19 protein-coding genes, 1 pseudogene and 1 CRISPR repeat array are annotated in these 24,423 nt (G+C 65.2%); of the genes and pseudogenes, 11 read left to right on the plus strand and 9 right to left on the minus strand.

The window, feature by feature from the left end:
- The first annotated feature begins 91 nt into the window (after positions 1 to 91).
- The 8 genes from BWR19_18040 to BWR19_18075 all read left to right on the plus strand — a co-directional run bounded on the left by BWR19_18040 (position 92) and on the right by BWR19_18075 (position 8,318).
- A complete protein-coding gene (locus BWR19_18040) occupies positions 92 to 1,117 on the plus strand; it encodes an L-threonine 3-dehydrogenase (protein APX94668.1) in 1,026 nt (341 codons plus the stop codon).
- Between the two features lie 3 nt (positions 1,118 to 1,120).
- A complete protein-coding gene (locus tag BWR19_18045) occupies positions 1,121 to 2,308 on the plus strand; it encodes a glycine C-acetyltransferase (protein APX94669.1) in 1,188 nt (395 codons plus the stop codon).
- Positions 2,309 to 2,435: 127 nt separating this feature from the next.
- Entirely contained in the window at positions 2,436 to 2,762 is a 327-nt protein-coding gene (locus BWR19_18050; GenBank protein APX94670.1) for a hypothetical protein, read from the plus strand.
- Between the two features lie 151 nt (positions 2,763 to 2,913).
- A complete protein-coding gene (locus tag BWR19_18055) occupies positions 2,914 to 4,356 on the plus strand; it encodes a sodium-dependent transporter (protein ID APX94671.1) in 1,443 nt (480 codons plus the stop codon).
- Between the two features lie 81 nt (positions 4,357 to 4,437).
- The gene (locus BWR19_18060; GenBank protein APX94672.1) at positions 4,438 to 5,208 is read left to right on the plus strand and encodes an ABC transporter ATP-binding protein; all 771 of its coding nucleotides are present in this window, start codon (positions 4,438 to 4,440) and stop codon (positions 5,206 to 5,208) included.
- Between the two features lie 36 nt (positions 5,209 to 5,244).
- Positions 5,245 to 5,949: an ABC transporter ATP-binding protein gene (locus BWR19_18065; GenBank protein APX94673.1), complete on the plus strand. Its 705-nt coding sequence runs from the start codon at positions 5,245 to 5,247 to the stop codon at positions 5,947 to 5,949.
- A gap of 63 nt (positions 5,950 to 6,012) precedes the next feature.
- A complete protein-coding gene (locus BWR19_18070; GenBank protein APX94674.1) occupies positions 6,013 to 7,017 on the plus strand; it encodes a branched-chain amino acid ABC transporter permease in 1,005 nt (334 codons plus the stop codon).
- The gene (locus BWR19_18075) at positions 7,017 to 8,318 is read left to right on the plus strand and encodes a branched-chain amino acid ABC transporter permease (protein APX94675.1); all 1,302 of its coding nucleotides are present in this window, start codon (positions 7,017 to 7,019) and stop codon (positions 8,316 to 8,318) included. Before BWR19_18070 ends, BWR19_18075 begins: the two co-directional genes overlap by 1 nt.
- Positions 8,319 to 8,393: 75 nt before the next feature.
- Here the strand turns inward: BWR19_18075 and BWR19_18080 are convergent, their stop codons facing one another.
- Entirely contained in the window at positions 8,394 to 9,611 is a 1,218-nt protein-coding gene (locus BWR19_18080; GenBank protein APX94676.1) for an amino acid ABC transporter substrate-binding protein, read from the minus strand.
- A gap of 217 nt (positions 9,612 to 9,828) precedes the next feature.
- On the opposite strand from BWR19_18080, the gene BWR19_18085 reads away from it, so the two are divergent.
- Positions 9,829 to 10,869, plus strand: a complete 1,041-nt coding sequence (locus BWR19_18085) for a peptidase C45 acyl-coenzyme A--6- aminopenicillanic acid acyl-transferase (GenBank protein APX94677.1) — start codon at positions 9,829 to 9,831, stop codon at positions 10,867 to 10,869.
- Between the two features lie 13 nt (positions 10,870 to 10,882).
- On the opposite strand, the gene BWR19_18090 is transcribed toward BWR19_18085, so the two are convergent.
- Positions 10,883 to 11,470, minus strand: a complete 588-nt coding sequence (locus tag BWR19_18090; protein APX94678.1) for a hypothetical protein — start codon at positions 11,468 to 11,470, stop codon at positions 10,883 to 10,885.
- 137 nt (positions 11,471 to 11,607) lie between these two features.
- Between BWR19_18090 and BWR19_18095 the strand changes: the two genes are divergently transcribed.
- Positions 11,608 to 11,931: an antibiotic biosynthesis monooxygenase gene (locus BWR19_18095; protein ID APX94679.1), complete on the plus strand. Its 324-nt coding sequence runs from the start codon at positions 11,608 to 11,610 to the stop codon at positions 11,929 to 11,931.
- 26 nt (positions 11,932 to 11,957) lie between these two features.
- A pseudogene (locus BWR19_18100) lies at positions 11,958 to 12,285 on the plus strand (hypothetical protein).
- 53 nt (positions 12,286 to 12,338) lie between these two features.
- A CRISPR array of direct repeats spans positions 12,339 to 18,161; the repeat unit is 29 nt; unit sequence CGGTTGAGCCCCGCGCCTGCGGGGATCGG.
- Between the two features lie 110 nt (positions 18,162 to 18,271).
- Here the strand turns inward: BWR19_18100 and BWR19_18105 are convergent.
- The 7 genes from BWR19_18105 to BWR19_18135 are packed head-to-tail and all read right to left on the minus strand — an operon-like array spanning position 18,272 to position 24,409.
- On the minus strand, positions 18,272 to 18,565 hold the full coding sequence (locus BWR19_18105; protein ID APX94680.1) for a type I-E CRISPR-associated endoribonuclease Cas2: 294 nt from the start codon (positions 18,563 to 18,565) through the stop codon (positions 18,272 to 18,274).
- Complete coding sequence (locus BWR19_18110) at positions 18,565 to 19,485, minus strand: subtype I-E CRISPR-associated endonuclease Cas1 (GenBank protein APX94681.1); 921 nt, start codon at positions 19,483 to 19,485, stop codon at positions 18,565 to 18,567. Before BWR19_18110 ends, BWR19_18105 begins: the two co-directional genes overlap by 1 nt.
- A gap of 27 nt (positions 19,486 to 19,512) precedes the next feature.
- Positions 19,513 to 20,211 (minus strand): type I-E CRISPR-associated protein Cas6/Cse3/CasE, encoded by a 699-nt coding sequence (locus BWR19_18115; protein ID APX94682.1) that lies wholly within the window; start codon positions 20,209 to 20,211, stop codon positions 19,513 to 19,515.
- Entirely contained in the window at positions 20,211 to 20,954 is a 744-nt protein-coding gene (locus BWR19_18120) for a type I-E CRISPR-associated protein Cas5/CasD (protein APX94683.1), read from the minus strand. Before BWR19_18120 ends, BWR19_18115 begins: the two co-directional genes overlap by 1 nt.
- 9 nt (positions 20,955 to 20,963) lie before the next feature.
- Positions 20,964 to 22,037 (minus strand): type I-E CRISPR-associated protein Cas7/Cse4/CasC, encoded by a 1,074-nt coding sequence (locus BWR19_18125; GenBank protein ID APX94684.1) that lies wholly within the window; start codon positions 22,035 to 22,037, stop codon positions 20,964 to 20,966.
- 36 nt (positions 22,038 to 22,073) lie between these two features.
- On the minus strand, positions 22,074 to 22,688 hold the full coding sequence (locus BWR19_18130; protein ID APX95097.1) for a type I-E CRISPR-associated protein Cse2/CasB: 615 nt from the start codon (positions 22,686 to 22,688) through the stop codon (positions 22,074 to 22,076).
- A 38-nt stretch (positions 22,689 to 22,726) separates the two neighbouring features.
- Positions 22,727 to 24,409: a type I-E CRISPR-associated protein Cse1/CasA gene (locus tag BWR19_18135; GenBank protein ID APX94685.1), complete on the minus strand. Its 1,683-nt coding sequence runs from the start codon at positions 24,407 to 24,409 to the stop codon at positions 22,727 to 22,729.
- Between the last annotated feature and the right edge of the window lie 14 nt (positions 24,410 to 24,423).

A 24,423-nucleotide genomic window follows, 5' to 3' on the forward strand; every position in this document is an offset into this window, starting at 1 on the left:
CTGCGCAGTAGTAGAGTTGATGAACACCACTAGCGCTCTGCCCCACAGGCCAATACCTTCCAGAGCCCAACGACAACGATAGGGATACGCCATGAAAGCACTGGTCAAGAAGGACGCCGCACCGGGCCTGTGGCTCGACGAGGTGCCGCTACCCGAGGTCGGCATCAACGACGTGCTGATCAAGGTCAAGCGCACCGCCATCTGCGGCACCGACGTGCACATCTACAAGTGGGACAGCTGGGCGCAGAAGACCATCCCCACGCCAATGGTGGTGGGCCATGAGTTCGTCGGCGAGATCGTCGAGGTGGGCTCCAACGTCAACGACTTCCGGCCCGGGCAGATCGTCTCCGGTGAGGGCCACGTGGTGTGCGGGCGCTGCCGCAACTGCCTGGCCGGGCGCCGCCACCTGTGCGCCCACACCAGCGGCGTAGGGGTCAACCGCCCGGGCGCCTTTGCCGAGTACCTGGTGCTGCCGATGTCCAACGTCTGGGAGCACAAGCCGGACATCGACCTGGATGTGGCGGCGATCTTCGACCCGCTGGGCAACGCCGTGCACACCGCGCTGCAGTTCGACCTGCTGGGCGAGGACGTGCTGATCACCGGCGCCGGGCCGATCGGTGCCATGGCCGCCGCGGTGTGCCGCCATGCCGGCGCCCGCCACGTGGTGGTCACCGACCTCAATCCCGCGCGCCTGGCGCTGGCCAAGCGCCTAGGCGCCACCCGCACGGTCGACGTGCGCCACGAGAGCCTAGCCGAGGTGCAGCGCGACATCGGCCTCGCCGAGGGCTTCGACGTCGGCCTCGAGATGTCCGGCAGCCCGGCGGCCTTTCGCGACATGCTGGCCAACATGTGCCACGGCGGCAAGGTCTCGATGCTGGGCATTCCCACCGAGGAGATCGCCATCGACTGGAACACCGTGATCTTCAACATGCTGACCCTCAAGGGCATCTACGGACGCGAGATGTACGAGACCTGGTACAAGATGTCGGTGATGATCGAATCGGGGCTCGACATCTCGCCGGTGATCACCCATCGGCTGCCCTATACCGAGTTCCAGCAGGGCTTCGACGCCATGCTCTCGGGAGACGCCAGCAAGGTCATCTTGAACTGGGAGTGACACATGTACGGCGAATTTCAGCACCACCTGCAGCGCGAGCTCGAGGCCATCGAGACGGCCGGGCTGACCAAGCACGAGCGGCCGCTGACCTCCGCCCAGGGCGCGCGCATCGGCACGCCCCAGGGCGAGATGCTCAACCTCTGCGCCAACAACTATTTGGGGCTGGCCCAGCATCCCGAGGTCGCCGCCGCGGCACGGGCAGGCCTCGATGAGTGGGGCTATGGGCTGGCCTCGGTGCGCTTCATCTGCGGCACCCAGAGCCTGCACCAGCAGCTCGAGCGCGCGCTGAGCGACTTCCTGCACAGCGAGGAGACGATCCTCTACCCGTCGTGCTTCGACGCCAACGGCGGGCTGTTCGAGACCCTGCTCGGCGCCGAGGATGCGGTGATCTCCGACGCCCTCAATCACGCCAGCATCATCGACGGCGTGCGGCTGTGCAAGGCCAGGCGCTACCGCTATCGCAACCGCGACATGGCCGACCTCGAGGCGCAGCTCGAGGCCGCCCGGCGCGACGACGCACGCTTCATCATGATCACCACCGACGGGGTGTTCTCGATGGACGGCTACATCGCTCCCCTCGACGAGATCTGCGACCTCGCCGAGCGCTACGGCGCCCTGGTCCACGTCGACGACTGCCACGCCACCGGTTTCATGGGCCAGGGCGGACGCGGCACCCCGGAACACCACGGCTGCCTCGAGCGGGTGGATATCACTACCGGCACCCTCGGCAAAGCCCTGGGCGGCGCCAGCGGCGGCTATACCAGCGGCAGGCGCGAGATCATCCAACTGCTGCGCCAGCGCTCGCGGCCCTACCTGTTCTCCAACAGCGTGGCGCCGCCGGTGGTCGCCGGCGCGCTCAAGGCCGTCGAACTGGCGGCGAATTCGGGCCAACTGCGCCAGCAGCTGACCGACAACACGGCGTACTTCCGCGCCGGCCTCGAGCGCCTCGGCTTCGAGCTACTGCCCGGCGAGCACCCCATCGTGCCGATCATGCTCCACGACGCCGCGCTGGCGGCGCGCTTCGCCGACGCCATGCTCGAGCGCGGCATCTACGTCACCGCCTTCTCCTACCCGGTGGTGCCCAAGGGCCAGGCGCGCATCCGCACCCAGATGTCGGCGGCCTTCAGCCGCGACGACCTGGACACCGCACTCGACGCCTTTGCCAGTGTGAAACAGCATCTCGGCGGCTGATGCATACCTCTAACCCCCGCGCGCCAGCACAGCGTTGAAGCCCACCACCAAGGTGGGCTTTTTTCGTGACGCAGAAACCTGTCTACTCTTGGGGTGACAAACGCACGTTCGAGAGCGAGGCCAGCCGATGCACAAGCACGTGGAGTGGGACGCCCCGGGGCGCGATAGCGTCGCCGACCATTTCGCCAATCACCCAGAGCGCTACGTCGAGCCCGGCGCCGGCGACGTGCTCTCGGCACGGCTCAAAGGCATGGTGGTGCGCATCAAGGTGGCCGCCTACGTCGACGGCACCAGCATCGGCGACGTGGTGGCGCTGATCGACCCGGCCAGCGGCGAGCGCATGAAGTCGTGCGACAAGCTGATGCTCGGCGACACCGTGCGCCTGCCCGACGCGGCGCGCGCCTTCGAGCCGCAGCCCAGCGACGATTCGGATGCCGACGACAGCGACGACTGACGCCGGGAGAACGAGGCCAACGCCCTCTTAACGAATGCCTGTCAGGCGAGTAAACTCCGCGCTCGCCATGTTTTTGCCATGCCGCACCATCCCGTGCGGCCATGGTCACGATGGCTCACAAGGCCAATGCACCCGTTTCAGGACACACGACATGAGTACGCATAACGTCTGGACGCACAAGGGCACCTTCCTGCTGGCCGCGGTCGGCTCGGCGGTGGGCCTTGGCAACCTGTGGCGCTTCCCCTACCTGACCGGTGAGAACGGCGGCGGCGCCTTCATCCTGGTCTACGCCCTGACCATCTTCGCAGTGGGCATCCCGATCCTGATCGCCGAGACCATGCTCGGCCGCACCAGCCGGCGCAGTCCGATCATGGGCATGCGCCACCTGACCCGGACCCACGGCACCTCGCGGGCCTGGGAGTCGATCGGCTGGCTAGGGGCCGCCTCGGCGTTCCTGATCCTGAGCTTCTATTCGGTGATCGCCGGCTGGGCCATCCACTACACCGGCCAGATGTTCTCCGGCGCGCTGATCGGCGCCGATTCCGAGACCATCGGCGCCGGCTTCGATGCGCTGCTGGCCTCGCCGGGACTGCTGACCCTCTACCACACGCTGTTCATCATCGCCTCGGCGCTGATCGTCGGCATGGGCATCCACAAGGGCATCGAGAGCGGCCTGCGCATCATCATGCCGGCGCTGTTCGCGATCCTGCTGGTGGTACTGTTCTACAGCATCGCCAACGGCGACATCGGCGCTGCCGCGACCTTCCTGTTCACCTTCAATATCGCCGACCTGAGCCTCGAGGGCTGGCTGCAGGCCATGGGCCAGTCGTTCTTCACCCTGAGCCTCGGCATGGGCGCGATCATGGCCTACGGCGCCTACATGTCCAGCGAGGCCTCGCTGACCCGCACCGCGGTAGCGGTGGCCTTCGTCGACACCGCGGTGGCCATGGTCGCCGGCCTGGCGATCTTCTCGCTGGTGTTCGGCGCCGGCCTCGAGACCGGCCAGGGCCCCGGCCTGATGTTCGTGACCCTGCCGCTGGCCTTCGCCGAGATGCCGTTCGGCGCACTGGTCGGCGGGGTGTTCTTCATCCTGGTGCTGGGCGCGGCGGTCAGCTCGTCGATCTCGCTGATCGAGCCGGTGGCGGCGTTCCTGGTCGAGCGCTTCGACCTGACCCGCCCCAAGGCGGTGAGCCTGGTGACCCTGGGCGCCTGGATGATGGGCCTGCTCACCGTGGTCAGCTTCAACGTGTGGGCCGAGGGCACCATCTTCCATGCGCTGTTCGGGCGCAGTGCCTTCGACTTCATCGAGCTGCTGACCAATATCTTCATGCCGCTGGGTGGCCTGCTGATCGCGCTGTTCGCCGGCTGGGCGCTGACCCAGAGCGAGGTCATGAAGGAGCTGCGCACCAGCGACGGCTGGTTCAAGACCTGGCGCTTCCTGGTGCGCTTCGTGGCGCCGGCGGCGGTGTCGTTCGTGTTCCTGCGCACCATCCCGCAGGTCGACGGCTATCTGATCCCCACGCTGGGTGCTATCGTCATCGTCGGCGCCTTCGCCGCCGGCCGCACCTTCCTGGTCGAGGGCAACGCGCGCTGATGCCGCGGCCGGCCACCCACGGGTGGCCGGCCGCCCGGCGCCGCATGCCAATAACAACAGCAACGCTTCGCGGGACACTTCATGCCTTCCATCATCGACGTCAAGCACGTTAACAAGGCCTTCGGTGGCCTGACGGTCATCGACGACTGCTCGATCAGCGTCGAACGCGGCTCGATCACCGGGCTGATCGGCCCCAACGGCGCCGGCAAGTCGACGCTGTTCAACATCATCGCCGGCGCCCTGCCGCTGGACAGCGGCCAGGTGCTGCTCGACGGCGAGGACATCACCAACCTGCCGGCCAACCAGCTGTTCCACAAGGGGCTGCTGCGCACCTTCCAGATCGCCCATGAGTTCTCCCAGCTGACCGCGCTGGAGAACCTGATGATGGTGCCGCCCAAGCAGCTCGGCGAGTCGCTCTACTCGGCCTGGTTCAAGCCCGGCCAGGTGCGCACCCAGGAGACCGAGGTGCGCCAGCGCGCGCTGGAGGTGATCGACTTCATCGGCCTAAGCCACGTGCGCAACGAGCTGGCCGGCAACCTCTCCGGCGGCCAGAAGAAGCTCCTCGAGCTGGGCCGCACGATGATGACCGACGCCCGGGTAGTGCTGCTCGACGAGATCGCCGCGGGGGTCAACCGCACCCTGCTCGGCGAGCTGATCACCAACATCGAGCGCCTCAACCGCGAGATGGGCTATACCTTCCTGGTCATCGAGCACGACATGGACATGATCGCGCGGCTCTGCGACCCGGTGATCGTGCTGGCCCAGGGCCGGGTAATGGTCGAGGGCTCGATCGAGGAGATCCAGAACAACCCCGAGGTCATCGAAGCCTACTTCGGTGCCGGCGCCGCCTAGGCCGCCGCATAACGAACAATATCCAGGGAACCCACCATGCCCCTACTCGAAGCACGGGACGTTCACGGCGGCTACGGCGGCATGAACATCCTCAACGGCGTCGACATGAGCATCGAGGCCGATGAGATCGGCGTCATCGTCGGCCCCAACGGCGCCGGCAAGTCGACCATGCTCAAGGCGATCTTCGGCCTGCTGCAGGTCAACCAGGGCGAGATCCGCCTGCGCGGCGAGCCGATCACCAACCTCGCGCCCAACAAGCTGGTGCACCTGGGGATGGGCTTCGTGCCCCAGGAGAACAACATCTTCCCCAGCTTGAGCGTCGAGGAGAACCTCGAGATGGGCGCCTATATCCGCCCGTCAGGCGTCAGCCGCATGCTCGAGCAGATCTACGACTTCTTCCCGCCCTTGCTTGAGAAGCGCCGCCAGCCCGCCGGCGAACTCTCCGGCGGCCAGCGCCAGATGGTCGCCATGGGTCGGGCGCTGATGGTCGAGCCCAGCGTGCTGCTGCTCGACGAGCCCACCGCCGGGCTGTCGCCGCTGTTCATGAACGAGATATTCGAGCGGGTCAAGAAGATCAACGCCGCCGGGGTTGGCATCCTGATGGTCGAGCAGCATGCCAAGCAGGCGCTGGCGATTGCCCACAAGGGCTTCGTGCTGGCCGCCGGCCACAACCGCTTCACCGATACCGGCGAGGCGCTGCTCAACGACCCCGAGGTCGCCAAGAGCTTCCTGGGCGGCTGATCGCCGCGCCGACAAGACCGACACAAGAACAGTGGCCCGCGCGCCAACGCAGGAGATGTCGCTTTGAACGAACTGGTGTTTTTCATCAACAACGTGGTGGTGGCCGGCAGCGTGACCGGCTCGATCTACGCCATGGGGGCGATCGGCGTGACGCTGGTGTTCAGCATCATGCGCTTCGCCCACTTCGCGCATGCCGACATGATGACGCTGGGCGCCTTCGTGGTACTGCTGCTGAGCCTGGCCTTCCCCGGGGCGGGCAGCGTGGTGGGCCTGCCCACCGCCATCGTCATGCTGCCCATCGCCATGGTAGTGACGGCGGCCATCGCGGTGGGCATCGACAAGGCCTTCTACAAGCCGCTGCGCGCCCACGGCGTCAAGCCGATCGTCATCGTCATCGGCTCGCTGGGCGTGACGCTGATGCTGCAAGGCCTGCTGCGCCTGTTCGCCGGCACTAGCCCGCAGAACATGTACGTCGCCGAGCGCAAGGAGATCTACCGCCTCGAGCTGCCCTTCGAGGCGGTGACGCGCCCGATCATCGTCACCGAGCCCCAGGTGATCCTGTTCATCCTGGTGATCGCCGCGGTGGTCGGGCTGCACCTGTTCCTCAGCAAGACCCGCACCGGCAAGGCGATGCGCGCCATGTCCGACAACCCCGACCTGGCCCGCGCCTCGGGCATCAACACCAACCATATCGTCTCGGTGACCTGGATCATCGCCGGCAGCCTGGCCGCGGTGGCCGGCACCCTGCTGTCGATGGACGTGACCTTCAAGCCCGACCTGAGCTTCTTCCTGCTGCTGCCGATCTTCGCCGCGGCCATCGTCGGCGGCGTCGGCCACCCCTACGGCGCGATTGCCGGCGGCTTCGTGGTCGGCTTCGCCGAGACCCTGGCGGTGTTCAACTGGGCGGTGCTGCTGCGGCCCATTGCCGAGCACTTCCCCGAGTGGCTGGAGCTGCCGCGCAACCTGGCCTTCGTCGGCACCGAGTACAAGATCGTGGTGCCGTTCTTCATCCTGGTGGCGATCCTGGTGTGGCGTCCCACCGGTATCTTCAAAGGGAAGGTGATCTGATGACAACGCCCAACACAAAGGATCGCACTGTCTCCCCTCGCATTCCCACCCGCGAGCTGCTGCTGTTCGGTGGCCTGCTGGTGGCCATCCTCGGCGTCTATGCGGTGATGGGGCCGGCCTACAGCACGCGCATGCTGGTCGAGGCCGCCTGCTACGCGATCATCGCCCTCGGCCTGACCATCCAGTGGGGCTATGCCGGCCAGTTCAACGCCGGGGTCATGGGCTTCGTGGCGCTGGGCGGCTTCTGCGCCATGTTCTTCGGTATCCCGGTCAACGACGCCTTCTGGGACAGCCAGCTGCCCGGCGAGCTGGGCCGCGTGCTGCTCTACCTGGTGGCCTCGGTGCTGCTGGTGTGGGGCGCCACCAAGCTCGACCGCCTCGGCGTGCCCAAGAAGCTGCGCACCGTCATCGCCGTGCTGCTGGCGGTGGTGCTCTACCTGGTGGTGATCAGCATGCTGCGCGGGGTGACCGGCCAGATCCAGTCCCAGGCCGGCTTCATCGGCGGCCTGGGGCTGCCGTCGTGGATCGGCTGGATCGCCGGCGGCGCCCTGGCCGGCTTCATCGGCTACTTCATTGGGCATATCTGCCTGGGGCTGCGCAGCGACTACCTGGCCATCGCCACCCTGGGCATCGCCGAGATCATCAAGGCGTTCCTCAAGAACTCCGACTGGCTGACCCGCGGCACCGCCACCGTCTCGCCGCTGCCGTGGCCCACGCCCGGGCCCAGCGACCTGGGCTTCGTGCTGGCGCGAGCGATCTACCTGTCGCTTACCGCGGTGGTCATCGCCGGCATCTTCTTCCTGCTGCACCGCGCCTACCACGCCCCCTGGGGGCGGATGATCCGCGCCATCCGCGACAACGAGGTCTCCAGCGCGGCAATGGGCAAGGACATCAACAAGCGCCGCCTGGAGATCTTCGTCTTCGGCTGCATCCTGATGGGCATCGGCGGCGCCGCGCTGACCAACTTCAACAGCATCTTCGACCCCCAGGGCTACCTGCCGCTCAACCACACTTTCCTGGTGCTGGTGATGGTGATCCTCGGCGGCCCAGGCAACAACCTCGGCACCATCTTCGGCGCCGTGCTGGTCTACATCATCTGGCTGATGTCCGAGCCGCTGGCGCTGTTCCTGATGAACATCGCGGTGTATATCGGCGAGGGCTGGTTCGGCTGGGAGCCGCCGTCGAACATCTCGAGTCGCGCGCTACAGGCGCGGGTGTTCGTCATCGGCCTGCTGATCTCGCTGGTGCTGCGCTACGCGCCGCGCGGCCTGATGCCGGAGAAGGTGCCTCACCACCAGTGAGGGTGCTCCCCTAACGTGAAACGCCCCGGCACAGGCCGGGGCGTTTCACGTTCAGCTACCGCTAGCAGCGGCGTGTTACAGCTCGTCGGCCTCGAGGAAGCCCTGGCTGGTGAAGCGGCCATCCTGCACGACCATCTCGACCACCACGCCGGGCACGTCGCCGTTCTCGTCGAACTCGTGGCTGCCGGAGGCACCCTCGTAGTTGATCTCTTCACCGGCGGCGATCAGCTCCACGGCCTTCTCCCACTCGCCGGGCAGGATCTGCTCGCCGGGGGCGGAAGACACGCTGCGCAGTGCCTCGGAGAGGCCCTCGCGCTCGGCGTTGCCGTTCTGCTCGATGGCCAGGGCCAGCAGGAAGGCGGCGTCGTAGGCCTGGGCGGCGAACACCGCGCTGGGGTCGATATCGGCCTCGGCGGCGAGCGCCTCGAAGGTCTCGGTTCCCGGGGTGTCGGGGCTGCCCGGGCGGGTGGCGATCATGCCCTCGAGCACGTCGGCGCCAATCGCCTCGACCAGGCTGTCGCCGACCATGCCGTCGGCACCCACGTACTGGGTGAACATGCCGCTCTCGTAGGCCTGGCGCAGGATGGTCTGGCCCGAGCCGTCGGCGTAGGCCAGCACCACCAGCGTCTCGCTGCCGCCGGAGGAGAGCGAGCCCAGCTCCGAGCGGTAGTCGGCGCGGCCGTCTTCATGCGCCTCGTTCGCCGAGACCATGCCGCCCTCGGCCTCGAAGGTCTCGTTGAAGGCATTGGCCAGGCCCTGGCCGTAGTCGTTGTTGACGTAGGTCACCGCGACATCGGTAATGCCCTTGCTGATCAGCAGCTTGGCCAGCATCTCACCCTGGAAGGCATCCGACGGCACGGTGCGGAACACCAGGTCGTTGTCGTCCAGGTCGGTGACCGCCGGGGCCGTGGAGGCCGGCGATACCATCACCACGCCGCCGGGAATCGCCGCGTTGTTGGCCGCGGCCACGGTGGCCCCGGTGCACAGCGCGCCGACGATGGCGGTGACGTTTTCGGTATTGACCATGCGGTCCGCGGCGTTGGACGCCGCCGAGGCATCGGCGCAGGTGGTATCGGCATTCGGCATCACCAGCGTCTGGCCGCCGAGAATGCCGCCCTGCTCGTTGACATGCTGCACCGCCAGCTGAGCGCCGTCGAAGATCGGCGGCGTGAGGCTCTCGATGGGGCCGGTGAAGCCGCCCAGGAACCCGATCTTCACTTCGTCGGCCTGCGCCGCACCGATGAACGTGGCGGAGGACGCAGCCACCGCCATCGCTAACAGAGCTTTCTTCATGGTTGTTCTCGCTGTTGCCAGTTAAATTAGTGCCTCCCTAACTCTGGAAGTGTTTACGCAAAAACACAAGCGCTACGGCGTTAACGCAAGCGACCGTTTGAACCCTCCTAGCCCATTGAAAACGTGCCGGTTTTTACCTGCCCCCTAAGCCGCCCGCTGCACTTCAACGCTGCACGCGGTAGGCTGGAGGAAATTCCCTCGCCAAGGAGCGCCCCGCATGCTCGACGTGACCCACCTGCACGGCAGCCGCCGCGCCATCGGCCTGGCCCACGGCCAGCGCCACGCCGCGCAGATTCGCCGCAGCATCGCGGTCTACGACCGGCTGTTCCAGGACTTCGTGGGACTCGACTGGGCTGCCGCCAAGCGCGAGGCGCAGCGCTTCGTGCCCGCCATCGAGCGCGGCTTCCCGGCGATTCTCGATGAGCTGGCGGGCATCGCCGAGGGCGCCGGCCTCGAGCGCGACGACATCCTCACCCTCAACTGCCGCAGCGAGATATCGCTGACCCAGGCCAGCGGCGGCTGCTCGGCCTTCTCGCTCTATCAGCAGGGCCGCCAGTGGCTGGCCCAGAACTGGGACTGGCGCGCCGACCAGCTCGACAACGTGGTGGTATTGCAGATAGAGGGCAATGACGCGCCGCCGCTGGTCAGCGTCGGCGAGGCCGGCATGGTCGCCAAGATCGGCCTCAACGCCCACGGCCTCGGCGTGTGCCTCAACGCCATCCGCTCGCAGACCTGCGGCGACGGCCTGCCGATTCACTTTGCGCTGCGCAAGATCCTCGAGAGCGACGGCTTCGCTGGTGCGAAACGCATCATCGAGGAGGATCGGGTCGCCTCGCCGGCGCACTTCCTGGTGGCCAGCGCCGACGGCCAGGCCGCCGGTTTCGAGGTCCAGCCCGGGCCGCCCGGGGTGCTCGAACCTAGCGACGGTCGTGTGACCCACACCAACCACCTCTACGCCGCGGCCGCCACCGCCTGCGTGGCCGACTTCCCCAAGCCTGACTCCCACGTGCGCCTGCGCCGGCTCGACGAGCTGCTCGACCCGCCGCCAGCGGCCAGCGTCAGCGCGCTGTTCGAGGTGCTAAGCGACCACCACAACGCGCCCATGTCGATCTGCAAGCACACCGACCCGGGCATGCCCGAGGCCGAGCGCATGGAGACCCTGTTCGCGGTGGTGATGGCCCTCGACGAGCGCACCCTGCACCTGCGCCACGGCTACCCCTGCGAGGCCGAGGAGACGCTGAGCGTCAGCCTCGCCTAGGCACCTGGCGCTATCAGCCGGCCAGTGCCTCCTCCACCAGCCCTCGCGCCTCCTCGCTCATGGGTAGCCCGAGCGCCAGCGCGTGGGCCTCGGGCGACATCTTCTTCCAGGTCTTCTGCACGATACGGATCAGATGGTCATGCTCCACCTGGCGTGAGAAATCGCCGAAGTAGTTCTCCAGGAACACCAGGCAGGCGCAGTCCTCCAGCGCCTGGGTCTCCGGGTCGCGGCCCAGGCCCTGCTTGCGGATCAGGCTCGCCGCGCGCGCCGCGTCATCGGCCGAGTAGCCCGCCTCCTCCATCAGCCGCGCGGTGGTCTCACCGGCGCGCTTGCCCTGGTCGCGACGCCAGGTCAGATAGCCCACCCGGCCCTCGGGATACGCCTCCCGCGGCACCTTCCAGCGCTGCAGGTGCTGGGCACGCACCGCCAGCTGCAACAGCTCGCTGGGCGAATCAGCCAGCGTCTCCAGCCAGGCGCTCATGCGCCGCGCATAGAACAGCTCCTGGGGCAGCGACTCACCCGCCACCTCCACGTGCCGCGGATCCTCGGCGTGCAGCGCATCGATGGCGGCCAAGGCTTGATCATAGGGGGTATCGGACATACTCGCTCCTCATCGTCGGTGGCGGTCCATTGCCGCTGTTGCATATAGCCTATCAGCGTAGCGGCTGGATAAGGACAACGGGCGGGATACACTGCCCCTAGACCCAAGCCTCAGCAGCAGCGACAGGGAGCAGCGCCATGAAATACATCTTCGAAGTGCATATCCGCGACGGCTACCGCGCCGAGGACTACGCCGAGGCCTGGGTCCGCGCCAGCGAGATCATCCAGCAGGCGCCGGGGGCACGCGGCACCGAACTGCACCGCAAGATCGGCGACCCCAGCACCCTGATCGCCATCGCCCACTGGGACAGCAAGGCCAGCCGCGACGCCATGGAAGCCCAGCCCAACCAGCAGGTAAAGGAGATCATCCGCTCCGCGGCGCCCTGCTGCGAGATCCGCCTGATCGGCGAATTCGACGAGCCCGAGTGGGTAGTGATGCCGCCAAAAATCCAACTAAACTAAGGTGGCCACAATGACAGGGGAGCGACATGGTCAACCATACGTATTACGCCTACCGCATCCGCTGGTCCACGGAAGACGTACAGTTCGTCGGCCTATGCACCGAGCTACCCAGCCTTTCATGGCTGGCCAACAGCCAGAGAGAAGCCCTCGACGGCATCGTGGCGGTAGTGGCCGACGCGGTGGCCGATATGCAAGCTGCCGGGGAATCACCTCCCCAGCCGCTGGCGTAACGTCATTTTTCGGGCGTTTCAACGTCCGCATCCGTCAGATGAGCACCGTAAGCTAGCCATCAAGGCCGGCGAACAACCCATCAGCCTCAATCAGCGGATCAGTGGTCGCTCGTCCAAGCTCTAATCACACCGCCACCCCAGGGCCGACCTGGCTCAGATCAACTCGTTACCGCTTTGTGGCTCAGCCCCGCGCATGCGGGGATCGGTACCCGCCCGCCCCGTTATCGCCGGCAGTGAGCGGTTGAGCCCCGCGCATGCGGGGATCGAGTCGACACCAAGGACATGGACGCCCTCGCGTTCGGTTCATCCCCAGGCCTGTGGGGATCGGCTCGAGGGGATCTTCTACAACCTGAAGACCACCGGTTCATCCCCACGCCTGCGGGGATCGGCACAGGCGGGCCGTCCAACTGAACAGCAGGCCGGTTGAGCCCCGCGCCTGCGGGGATCGGAGCGTGCGGATCAGCTCGGCGTAGCGCTCGCGCGGTTGAGCCCCGCGCCTGCGGGGATCGGCTCGCGCACGAAGGCCACCCGGGCTGACATGACGGTTGAGCCCCGCGCCTGCGGGGATCGGGAGCCCCACCACGACGGCACGCCTCATTGGCACGGTTGAGCCCCGCGCCTGCGGGGATCGGTTCTCGGACTCGACGGCATCGAGGATCAGGGCCGGTTGAGCCCCGCGCCTGCGGGGATCGGTGGTCATTTACAGCGCTCCGAGATTTGTCCCGCGGTTCATCCCCACGCCTGTGGGGATCGGCCATCGCTTCGCGTCGTGCTGGCCTCCTGCGTCGGTTCATCCCCACGCCTGTGGGGATCGGTCTTCACTTCCCTGGCCAGCCCTACCCGCTGCCGGTTCATCCCCACGCCGGTGGGGATCGGGCGTTGTTGACGCTGACGAAGCCTATGCCGCCCGGTTCATCCCCACGCCTGTGGGGATCGGATCATCGACTGGGCCACGCGCCGCATTACAGGCGGTTCATCCCCACGCCTGTGGGGATCGGGCTGTAGACCTCGCGAGACTGCCTCCCGACTACGGTTCATCCCCACGCCTGTGGGGATCGGATGTCGAGCTGTAGGCGGGCGGCGTTCAACTCCGGTTCATCCCCACGCCTGTGGGGATCGGATGTCGAGCTGTAGGCGGGCGGCGTTCAACTCCGGTTCATCCCCACGCCTGTGGGGATCGGGTGGTCTTGCCACAACCTCGAGCCCTGCATGGCGGTTCATCCCCACGCCTGTGGGGATCGGAGAAACGGCCGCCGTCTCGGTGATGCCTGGCACGGTTGAGCCCCGCGCCTGCGGGGATCGGACGCGCACGTAGCGATAGACGGCGTCGCTGGTCGGTTGAGCCCCGCGCCTGCGGGGATCGGGGGGATGACGGGCAGGGTCTCGCGTATCCGGCCGGTTGAGCCCCGCGCCTGCGGGGATCGGGGCAGTAGGCACGTACCTTGTCCGCCGCGGCGCGGTTGAGCCCCGCGCCTGCGGGGATCGGCGTCGAGCGAGTTAAAGAAACGGCCCGGAAATCGGTTGAGCCCCGCGCCTGCGGGGATCGGGGGTGCAAGGGTCAACTACCGCAGCGTTATTGCGGTTGAGCCCCGCGCCTGCGGGGATCGGTCCCAATGAAAGTTTCCGTCTGACAGAATAGGCGGTTGAGCCCCGCGCCTGCGGGGATCGGTACAAGAACTCGATGAAGGCGGCGGCCTCGGACGGTTGAGCCCCGCGCCTGCGGGGATCGGAACCAGTGATTGTCGCCCATCAGGAACTGAGACGGTTGAGCCCCGCGCCTGCGGGGATCGGGCGGACGGTAACTGTTTTGTCAGTCATATCGGCGGTTGAGCCCCGCGCCTGCGGGGATCGGGTCTACTAACCTGGCGTCGTGAGCACCCTCGGCGGTTGAGCCCCGCGCCTGCGGGGATCGGCGCTGCTGCAGCTTGCGCGATCGTAGGTCGACCGGTTGAGCCCCGCGCCTGCGGGGATCGGGCCTTATCAATGTGACGCTCACCGATATCGGCCGGTTGAGCCCCGCGCCTGCGGGGATCGGCTTGCTTCAATTGGAGACAATATCGCGGATATCGGTTGAGCCCCGCGCCTGCGGGGATCGGCCATACTTCAATTGCCAAAGTTTCTAGGGAATCGGTTGAGCCCCGCGCCTGCGGGGATCGGTACAATCCGCGCATGGATACGTGGACGATGGACGGTTGAGCCCCGCGCCTGCGGGGATCGGCATCTTGATACAGAATTCAATAGCTTGTATGGCGGTTGAGCCCCGCGCCTGCGGGGATCGGCGATTTCATCTTGTTCTCGATTCTCACTGAACCGGTTGAGCCCCGCGCCTGCGGGGATCGGGCTTGATTCGTAACAACGCTAATCGCTGTTCTAGGTTGAGCCCCGCGCCTGCGGGGATCGGTTCATCCTATTTGGATAAATAAGAATATAAAACGGTTGAGCCCCGCGCCTGCGGGGATCGGATCACCCATCTGTGCCAGAACCCCTGTGTGAGCGGTTGAGCCCCGCGCCTGCGGGGATCGGTACAACAAATCGACTGACAATGAAATCATCGGCGGTTGAGCCCCGCGCCTGCGGGGATCGGACTGTAACAGCAACTCATCGATTCGGTGGAGTCGGTTGAGCCCCGCGCCTGCGGGGATCGGTCTATTGCTAGGGATAGAATCATTGGAATCACCGGTTGAGCCCCGCGCCTGCGGGGATCGGTACAACAAATCGACTGACAATGAAATCATCGGCGGTTGAGCCCCGCGCCTGCGGGGATCGGCGCAAGTATGGGCGCGATAAGGATACCGGCAACGGTTGAGCCCCGCGCCTGCGGGGATCGGCGGGCCGCAACGGATGCAGTATTTGCTGACGGCGGTTGAGCCCCGCGCCTGCGGGGATCGGATTCCAGTCTACTGTTACTTTCCCTTTACTTTCGGTTGAGCCCCGCGCCTGCGGGGATCGGTGATTATGATAAAGTCAATGTAATCTCAATATCGGTTGAGCCCCGCGCCTGCGGGGATCGGCCAAGCTGAGCGAGGATCATCGCCACCTCGGCCGGTTGAGCCCCGCGCCTGCGGGGATCGGTAACATCTCTGGAGTGATGGTCATTCGACCAACGGTTGAGCCCCGCGCCTGCGGGGATCGGAATGATGCCGACTGAGGCGCCCTCAGATCTCTCGGTTGAGCCCCGCGCCTGCGGGGATCGGCGACGTTCCGATTTAAACCGACTGACGGCGACCGGTTGAGCCCCGCGCCTGCGGGGATCGGAAAGCCCGCACGATGGCGGGCAGGGGTTGGGTCGGTTGAGCCCCGCGCCTGCGGGGATCGGTCGCGATTCTTCTCATAATACTCGGCCCAACTCGGTTGAGCCCCGCGCCTGCGGGGATCGGCTTCAGGATCTTGGAACTTCCACCATTTGAAGCGGTTGAGCCCCGCGCCTGCGGGGATCGGCTTGTCGCATGAACTCACTGTCATTGATGAGCCGGTTGAGCCCCGCGCCTGCGGGGATCGGCGTCTACAGCTGATCAATATTAGGCCCCGTCGCGGTTGAGCCCCGCGCCTGCGGGGATCGGAAGATCAGTCATTATATGAAAGTTACAAAGATCGGTTGAGCCCCGCGCCTGCGGGGATCGGTGGAGGGACTGCGACGACTCTGTTGCGATTGGCGGTTGAGCCCCGCGCCTGCGGGGATCGGACAGTGAGACGACGATTGTAGTCTGTCTCTGTCGGTTGAGCCCCGCGCCTGCGGGGATCGGATAAAGTCATTAAGAAAGCAATCATGGAAGAACGGTTGAGCCCCGCGCCTGCGGGGATCGGGAATGAAGTCTGTAGGAGCCATTATGAAGCGTCGGTTGAGCCCCGCGCCTGCGGGGATCGGGTCGCCGATCAGGCTCGAGACGAGGTTGGCCGCGGTTGAGCCCCGCGCCTGCGGGGATCGGGCCACGGACGGGGCCTTTTCTATGTGCGTATCCGGTTGAGCCCCGCGCCTGCGGGGATCGGGCTAGGCCTGCGATCATCAGGGCGGTCGTCGGCGGTTGAGCCCCGCGCCTGCGGGGATCGGTCAGCGCAGCGTGCAACTGGTGTCGGCATGAGCGGTTGAGCCCCGCGCCTGCGGGGATCGGGGCGCGAACCGATGCCGAGATAGTCGAGCAGGCGGTTGAGCCCCGCGCCTGCGGGGATCGGAATGCGGGCGCTACTGCGGAGCATGGGCGAGACGGTTGAGCCCCGCGCCTGCGGGGATCGGCCGATATTGACGACCTCGCCACGAGGCACTTGAGGTTGAGCCCCGCGCCTGCGGGGATCGGTGCATGAGCTATTGCCGCTGGAGCAGTGACGACGGTTGAGCCCCGCGCCTGCGGGGATCGGCAGAATGGCGTCGCGGGTGAGGGTCATTACCACGGTTGAGCCCCGCGCCTGCGGGGATCGGCTACGTGTGACCGTGCGATTGCCTAGCGATGCCGGTTGAGCCCCGCGCCTGCGGGGATCGGCAGGGCGGCAAAGACGCCATCAGCGACGACGCCGGTTGAGCCCCGCGCCTGCGGGGATCGGAGGAAATCACTTCTCTGATATTGGTCTGATTGCGGTTGAGCCCCGCGCCTGCGGGGATCGGACGGTACTTTCATTACTGACAACGTGTTCAACCGGTTGAGCCCCGCGCCTGCGGGGATCGGTACAACAAATCGACTGACAATGAAATCATCGGCGGTTGAGCCCCGCGCCTGCGGGGATCGGGGGGTCACGCGCTGACCAGGGACGAAGCCGTCCGGTTGAGCCCCGCGCCTGCGGGGATCGGTCATGCATCCTCCTGGCCAGGGCTTGGGGCGGCGGTTGAGCCCCGCGCCTGCGGGGATCGGAGACTAAAGAAGATGTAGAAACATTAATGAATCGGTTGAGCCCCGCGCCTGCGGGGATCGGGCGAGGATATGCTGGCCGTCCACCTCCTCGGCCGGTTGAGCCCCGCGCCTGCGGGGATCGGGACGTGCCATGCAGCGCGGAGCCTCGCATGGTCGGTTGAGCCCCGCGCCTGCGGGGATCGGCTGACGATCGATAATCTCAAGCAGGGCGGCGGCGGTTGAGCCCCGCGCCTGCGGGGATCGGTTCCAGGCCGACTTGAGCCGCTCCCAGCTGTCCGGTTGAGCCCCGCGCCTGCGGGGATCGGTTGAGGGGTTATCGAGCATCGCCGGTGTCTACCGGTTGAGCCCCGCGCCTGCGGGGATCGGGTGTCAGCCCACTGCCAAGGATCCCGGTTCCCCGGTTGAGCCCCGCGCCTGCGGGGATCGGACCCACCAACCATAAAGGCGCTCGACTGAAGGCGGTTGAGCCCCGCGCCTGCGGGGATCGGGCGGCCGAGTACCTGCGCGGCAAGAGCGGATACGGTTGAGCCCCGCGCCTGCGGGGATCGGATTAAAGATATGCCGGAAGAGCATCTTGAACACGGTTGAGCCCCGCGCCTGCGGGGATCGGACCACGGCGCACGCTGCCGAGCAAGCCGCCGCCGGTTGAGCCCCGCGCCTGCGGGGATCGGTGGCCTCGTCCATGCCATCGGTCAGCCCCTGGCGGTTGAGCCCCGCGCCTGCGGGGATCGGCAGCCTTTTCGCCCGATTCTTTTGATATGTGGCGGTTGAGCCCCGCGCCTGCGGGGATCGGCGTTAGCGATATTTGGCAAGGACAATAAAGATCGGTTGAGCCCCGCGCCTGCGGGGATCGGGCCCGATGGGCCCGGACCTCTCGCCTACCGACCGGTTGAGCCCCGCGCCTGCGGGGATCGGGCATCAGGGCATTAGTTTGTTACCCGGCATGGCGGTTGAGCCCCGCGCCTGCGGGGATCGGTTGACATGACCACTACACCCCGCTATGAAGTTCGGTTGAGCCCCGCGCCTGCGGGGATCGGGTGCCGCTGGCGAGGCCGCTTTTATTGCTCAGCGGTTGAGCCCCGCGCCTGCGGGGATCGGTCTAGCATCTTCTCGACAGTGAATCGAATAATCGGTTGAGCCCCGCGCCTGCGGGGATCGGACTAATTGTAGATAGTTGATCTACAAAAGGAAAATCGCCAGCAGAAATTCCACCAACGATTTTGCCTATTTTTTGTACAGACTAAATTTTTAAAGATCTAGGATTATCAACTATTTAGCCTCGACAGGCAGAAAGCGCACCAGACGCAAACCGTCGTGATCCCAAGGCTCGCGCCGGTTTGAGCCATAGGTCTGGAACTCGAAGCCAGACTCATGGTTGCTGGCCCAAGCCATGACGACATTGCCATCCTCCGCCAGGACGTTGACATGTTCCCAGATCATTTCGCGGATTCGCTTACTGACATCTCCGACATACACTCCGGCGCGAATCTCCAGCAACCAGACGGCAAGTCGACCTCTTAGACGAGGCGGCACGGCTTCAGTCACTACCACGAGCATGGCCATCATCCACTCCTGTGTCCGCTATCACCGATGGATGGCGGCTCGGGAATCGCTGGAGGCACGGCTTCCGGAGCGGGAGGAGGCGGTTCAATCTCCCCAGCCGACAGGACGTCCTCAATCATGGGAATCAGCCGCTGCAAAATCTTGGCCTGTTTGAAAGCATCACGGCAGGCGATACGTACCTCGCGCTCAGGCATCGGCGGGTTGCGTGCCGCAACTCGAAATGCAGCGGGTACGACCGTCTCGAATTTCACGATATCGGCAATATCGTAGACGAAGCTCTTTGGCTTGCCGGTATGCAGAAAGCCAATGGCCGGCGCGTAACCGGCGGCCAAAATGGCGGCCTCGCTGATGCCATACAGACAGGCGGTAGCGGCGGAAAGACACTGGTTGGCAACGTCGGAGGCGTCCCACTGGCTAGGATCATAGCGGCGCCCTGACCACTTGACGCCATATTGCTTGGCAATCAGCTGGTAGGTCTTGCGTACCCTGGCACCCTCCATCCCGCGGAGCTGCTCGACACTGCGACGTGACGGTGGCGGCTCACCAAATCGCAGCTCGAACATCTTGCGTACGACCTTCAAGCGTAGCGAGTCATCCAGCGCTAGCTGTGCCTGGTAGAGCAGCTTGTCGGAGCGAGCCCCACCGGGTTGCCCAGCGCTATAGAGCCGCACGCCGGCATCCCCTACCCAGATCAATAGGGTGCCCACGGTCGCCGCCAACTTGACGGCGGCATGGGAAACCCGCGTGCCGGGCTCCAGTAACAGGCAGGCGACCGAGCCAACCGGGATATGCATACGCTCGCCATTGACCTCGTCAATCACCACGAAGGCGCCGTCCCGCACATCGATCTGCCCCATCCCGACGAAGATCATCGACATGCGATCCTTCATAGGAATCGGCTTGAGCGGAATAAAGCCCATACTGGCCTCCCTGCCTGTGAGGTGTCGCTATGGCCGGCGAATCAGTATCAAGCCACAGCCGAAGGCCTTGGCGCGCCCGACGCCTTGCGCCAAGGCCTCGATCAAGCGCCCTGGATCAGTGACTTCCAACAGGCCTTCATAATCTACAGTGGAGAACTGGATGGCATCACGCCGACCAGGCTTGTGTAGCGAATGCTGACGGTAGGCCCCAACCTCCGGATCCACCGGCAGCCTAAAGCCCAGCGCTTCCGCCCTCGTCCGCAGCCAGTCTCGCGCCGCCTGATCCATCGCCTGGACGCATTCGGGGCTAGTTCGCTGACCGGGAGGGAAGGGCTTCTTCGCGGCCATAAGCACATCGCTACGCGGCGAGTGCCTGGCCCCCTCCACTCGCCGCGCCACCGTCGGGTTCGCACGCAGCCGGAATGCCAGTTGCTCGCCTTCCCTCAGCGTCGGCGCAAAGGGCTTGCACTGCACATCGAGCAGGCCCGCAATGGGGATGGGCTCCCGGTCGGAGAGTACATAGAAGAGCGGTAATCCCTTCGGCGGCTTGCCCTGCTCGGTGTCCTCCTCCATCTCCTGACGAAACAGGAAGGGACGAGCACCATCGTGGCCAGGAAATGCCTGCCAGAGCAGTTGGTGAGCACCATAGGCGCCACCCTGCATAACGTCGAACAGGGCTTCGCGAGAGAGGCCATTGAGATCGACGCGAACACGTGAAAGAAACATTAGTGTCCCTCCTCTACTCGCACGAAGCGCCGGAACTCGGTGCGCGGACCAAACTGCCAGCGGCGCCGGTTGAGCGGCCGATCCCACACATCGCTAGACTCCACAGCATGCTTGTCACCATCCAGTAGCGCGGCTCCTCCCTCCCAGCAGTACAGTGCCTCTCCGGTCAGTCGCAGGGCCGTTTTCTCACCGGAAATCACCGCCTCGAACTCGCTATCGAGGGCTTCGCGAAGGTGCGTGGCTTCGACTCGCCTAGGTGCCAGTGGTGCTGCCAAGGGGCAAGACTTGCGCCCCAGGTAGAGCGAATAGTGGGGGCGCTGCAACGCTGCCTCGAGCGACTCTAACGTGTAGGCAGAACCTTCAGAGAGCCATACCGCAACGGTCCAGAGACCGTCGCAGCGGTAGTCGCGGCTAGAGAGAATGGTATTGATCACCTTCTCTGAAGCATTCAGTTCATCGCGGCGCGTGCGATAGCTCACCTTGGCCTGAGATCCTGGAACCTGAGCAGTGTGGTAGTCGCGCAAGAGAGTACCGGGAGAACGTTGCTTGATGGCAATACGCACGCTCTCACCCAAGGCCTTCTGGCCAGCATCGTCCTCTCGCTTGATGCCAAGAGCTGCACCCAGCAGCCCCAAGATCGCACCACGCCCGGGATGCGTCGCAGTAGGGCGCGTCTCACCTACCGCCGCCTCCCCCCAACTAGCGAGTGGGGCATAGAGCCGAAAGACAAGATATTCCGTCATAGCGGCTCCTTAATGGTCGGCGTTGAGAAACTCAATCAGCCCATCGAGGTTACCCGAGGCGACCTCGCCCTCGAGCTTAGGGCCCGGGTAGCCAGCCAGGGCAGATACGATATAGCGCTGATCAGCTCCTGCGCCATAGGCCCCATCGAAGGCGTTCACCTGGTTCTCGAGCCGTTCCACGGCATCACCGGCCTGATCCTGACCGGCCACCGGCCGCAGAAAGGCTACCGACAGCGAGCGGGGCTGCTGGTCGCCCTTCTCAGCCAATACATAACTGGCATGGGCACGGGAGCCGAAGCTGTTCTGCTTGCCCTTCGGTGAGGTGCGTACGGCGGCCTCCACCAGGGCGGCAATGGCCCGCTCGGCCAGCTCGGCATCACCGTTGAGGTTATCGATCAACTGCTGCCGATCAATACAGATGTAGCTATAGAACAGCCCGGCCGCGAAGCCCGCCTCGCCGACGTGGGCCGCGCCTCGATGCACGTCGCCGGTATTGAGATCGTCAACGGCGGTGAAATAGTCATCCTCCACCTCTGCCGCATGGACGGTGATGGCATGCGCGACCTGACAGGCCGCCTCGACGTTGTACTCCGGCACCGCCGCCAGCATGCGACCGAACAGAGCGATATCCGCGGCGGCCGGCTTATGGCGCAGGAGACCCAGGTCGCCCTTTTCGGGTGCTCGTTTTTCGTCGGCCAGCGTCTCGACGAGATCATCAACCGCCTTCTGCTCCTCAGGGCCGATATGCACCAATTGACTGGTCGCCAACTCGCCCTTGGCCACATCGCCGAATACCCTCGCGATCTCCGTGGCCCAGGCCCGGGCGTCCTTGTCACTTACGCCTTTCTCTAGCAGGCGCTTCTCCGCCTCGAGGCCCACGCGCTTGGTACGCTGGCCACGGTGCAGACCCAATGCCTCCTCGAACAGGGCAGAGGTACGCCAGGTACGCTTGAGGCTCTGGGAAGAGACGCGCAGGCGCTTGGCACCGCCCATGATGGCGGTCTTCGGCCGCCCCAAGTCGTCACGGTTGAGGTTGGCCGGGGGATAAGAGGTCAGCAGATGCAATTGAATAAAGTGGCTCATGAGTTCATTTTCCCTGTCGTAGATGGTAAAGCTCGATCAGTCGCCGGCGTGCTGATAGCGGGACAGCGCCTCGAAATAGTCATTGGCCCAAAGGAAGCCGAGCCGACCAGATGGCTGGGGTGCCATTTCACCCTGCGATTCACGCCACCAGAGAGCGATATTGTCGGCTAGGTAAACAACGCTGACGTCCCGCTTATCGATCAGCGCCAAGGCACGCCGTAGTCGCTGCACCAGCTCTTCCGGTGCCTGACAAGTCAGCAGCTGCTGGAAGCGCAGCTCGCTCATATGGGGCTTACCGGTTTCCTTCTTCTGTTTGCCTAGCTGGCTACCCAGGCTGGCATTGGGGCTTTCCGCCCTGACTTCGGCCAGCACCAGCGCGACGCAAGCCCAGGCCTGCAGCCGAAGGTTGCGTCGCTTCTCACCTCCCCTTTCGGACTCTGGCAACCGATGCCAGAGATGCCGAAAGGCCTCGGTCAGCATGGCGGCCTCTGGCGTTTCACAGCGCCGTAGCATGGCTCGCACTCCCTTAGGCCAGGGGGGGGCTGAGGTAACGGCCTTAAGCTCCTCGGCGGGTAACGTCAGGCGCTGCCACCAACACCGCACGGCAAAGGCTTCTTCTGGACTGATGGCCCGTAGGTATTCGGTCACCACAGGCGTCTTTTTCTCCGTTTGCGGCTCTGCTGTTTCACTCATGGCGCGACGTCCTCCGTAGTTGTGCTTTCCTTGCCACCCGCTAACGCGAACCCTCCTTTCTTGGCGAACTGGGTGATGATCTTGCTACCCTTGCTGCGTCCGGAGAGCCAGGCCTGCAGATTGCGACGGGCCCCAGTGACGCGCTTCATATCCAGCTCAGCCACGGGACCACTCAGTGCCTGCGCATCGAACAACCGCAGGGCTTCCCGTTGGAGTCCGCGATACCAGACTTCGGCGATGTCTGTCGGCATATGAGTGTCCTCTCCATCGAGCAGAGCCTGCTGCATGCCAAACAGGGCATGGAAGAAGCCGGCCTGGGTCGCCTCATAGAAATGGGTATCGATGGGACTCATGTCCCCCTTGGCATCGGCAGGACGCGAGAACCAGGCGACCTTAATCTGGTTGCGCACCATCCACGCCACCTGGCGAGCCAGTTCGGTCACGTCCTGAACCCAGGATCTGAGCACTTCCTGCTGCTCAGGCGGCACCGCCACCAGCGGCATTTCTACGCCATACCAGCCTCGTGGCTTCATATTGTCCATGTCGTAACCGAAGGCCCAGAGCCTCGCCTGCCGGAGCAGCGGCTCGAATGCCTCGCCTTCGCGTCGCGCCTGTCGATTTGCCGGCACCTTGCCATACAGGTAGTCATGAACCACCGCTGCCGGCAGGGCACCACTGTTTTCAGCATCATCGAGCACCAGGTTCGACCAGTGCCGATACCCCAAGCCTCCTGGCTGCCCCTTGGTGGACAGCGGCGGCTCGCTGGGCTTCTTGGGGTCACGGCGATAGGGGGTCAAAGGGTGCTGCCAAGGGCCGTCATAATTGGCGCCATAGTTCTTGGCGCGAATCTCGGCAACAGATCGAGCGGTTTCCCGCCCGCAGAGATCGCATCGGCAGGGGGTGTCCTCGAAGAGCAGTCGAAAACGACGCGGCATGGACCAGTAGGCATGCAGGGCATGCATGTCATCCGGGACGACTACGGCGCCTTTCTTGTCGCTGAGCTGGGTTGGCCCCATCCAGGGAAAGAGGGTGTCGTCATCCGAGCGCAGTGGCTCGATCTTGCCCTGCCGTGCAAGAGATTGGCTCGGCAGCACATTCAGCCATAGCCGCTGCCAGAGGCTGGCCTGAGCATCCTCCGGCAATACCAGGGTCGTCAGCGGGCCACCGCCCCGGAGCCCCACCCGATAACCCGCACCCCCGGATGGTGCATTGATCTGCATGGTAAACAGCGCCATCGCCGCACAGTCAGAGCAGATTGCCTCGACACGCCCCCGCTTGACGAAGTGATCGGTATTGAGCTTGAGGCCATTGGCACCAGGGGAGTCGATCAGCAGCCCCGAGACAGACGTCGGCTTGGCATCCTCCAGCGGATCCCGGTCCTGCATAAAGCGCGGGCCATCACCCTCCAATTCGAAGGCCGTCGCCAAAGGTGCAAAGGCTGCCTCAAGTGCCTCACGACTCGGTGGCTCGGCAGCACGATCCAGCCAGTCATCGTGATCCTTGGGAGGCAGCGCGGTCTGCAGCAGGCCGATCAGCCACTGGTAAGCAGCGCCCTGGAAATCCGCCCGGGGAAGAGCCAGGTCGACGACCTCAGGGTCGGCGATGGCCAAGGGTGAGCGGTAGGTGATGCTTCCATCCCAGGCATGGAAGGGAAGCCATCGGTCATGCAGGAGATTCATAGATACCCTCCAGA

The organism is Halomonas sp. 1513, from assembly GCA_001971685.1.
GTDB lineage: Bacteria > Pseudomonadota > Gammaproteobacteria > Pseudomonadales > Halomonadaceae > Franzmannia.

Bases quoted from the DNA above. Each gene is read 5' to 3' on its own strand.
- BWR19_18060 (APX94672.1), top strand. From the start codon at position 4,438: ATGCCTTCCATCATCGACGTCAAGCACGTTAACAAGGCCTTCGGTGGC.
- BWR19_18055 (APX94671.1), top strand. From the start codon at position 2,914: ATGAGTACGCATAACGTCTGGACGCACAAGGGCACCTTCCTGCTGGCC.
- BWR19_18120 (APX94683.1), bottom strand. From the start codon at position 20,954: ATGACGGAATATCTTGTCTTTCGGCTCTATGCCCCACTCGCTAGTTGG.
- BWR19_18080 (APX94676.1), bottom strand. From the start codon at position 9,611: ATGAAGAAAGCTCTGTTAGCGATGGCGGTGGCTGCGTCCTCCGCCACG.
- BWR19_18040 (APX94668.1), top strand. From the start codon at position 92: ATGAAAGCACTGGTCAAGAAGGACGCCGCACCGGGCCTGTGGCTCGAC.
- BWR19_18085 (APX94677.1), top strand. From the start codon at position 9,829: ATGCTCGACGTGACCCACCTGCACGGCAGCCGCCGCGCCATCGGCCTG.
- BWR19_18125 (APX94684.1), bottom strand. From the start codon at position 22,037: ATGAGCCACTTTATTCAATTGCATCTGCTGACCTCTTATCCCCCGGCC.
- BWR19_18045 (APX94669.1), top strand. From the start codon at position 1,121: ATGTACGGCGAATTTCAGCACCACCTGCAGCGCGAGCTCGAGGCCATC.
- BWR19_18115 (APX94682.1), bottom strand. From the start codon at position 20,211: ATGTTTCTTTCACGTGTTCGCGTCGATCTCAATGGCCTCTCTCGCGAA.
- BWR19_18065 (APX94673.1), top strand. From the start codon at position 5,245: ATGCCCCTACTCGAAGCACGGGACGTTCACGGCGGCTACGGCGGCATG.
- BWR19_18135 (APX94685.1), bottom strand. From the start codon at position 24,409: ATGAATCTCCTGCATGACCGATGGCTTCCCTTCCATGCCTGGGATGGA.
- BWR19_18095 (APX94679.1), top strand. From the start codon at position 11,608: ATGAAATACATCTTCGAAGTGCATATCCGCGACGGCTACCGCGCCGAG.
- BWR19_18110 (APX94681.1), bottom strand. From the start codon at position 19,485: ATGGGCTTTATTCCGCTCAAGCCGATTCCTATGAAGGATCGCATGTCG.
- BWR19_18090 (APX94678.1), bottom strand. From the start codon at position 11,470: ATGTCCGATACCCCCTATGATCAAGCCTTGGCCGCCATCGATGCGCTG.
- BWR19_18075 (APX94675.1), top strand. From the start codon at position 7,017: ATGACAACGCCCAACACAAAGGATCGCACTGTCTCCCCTCGCATTCCC.
- BWR19_18050 (APX94670.1), top strand. From the start codon at position 2,436: ATGCACAAGCACGTGGAGTGGGACGCCCCGGGGCGCGATAGCGTCGCC.
- BWR19_18105 (APX94680.1), bottom strand. From the start codon at position 18,565: ATGGCCATGCTCGTGGTAGTGACTGAAGCCGTGCCGCCTCGTCTAAGA.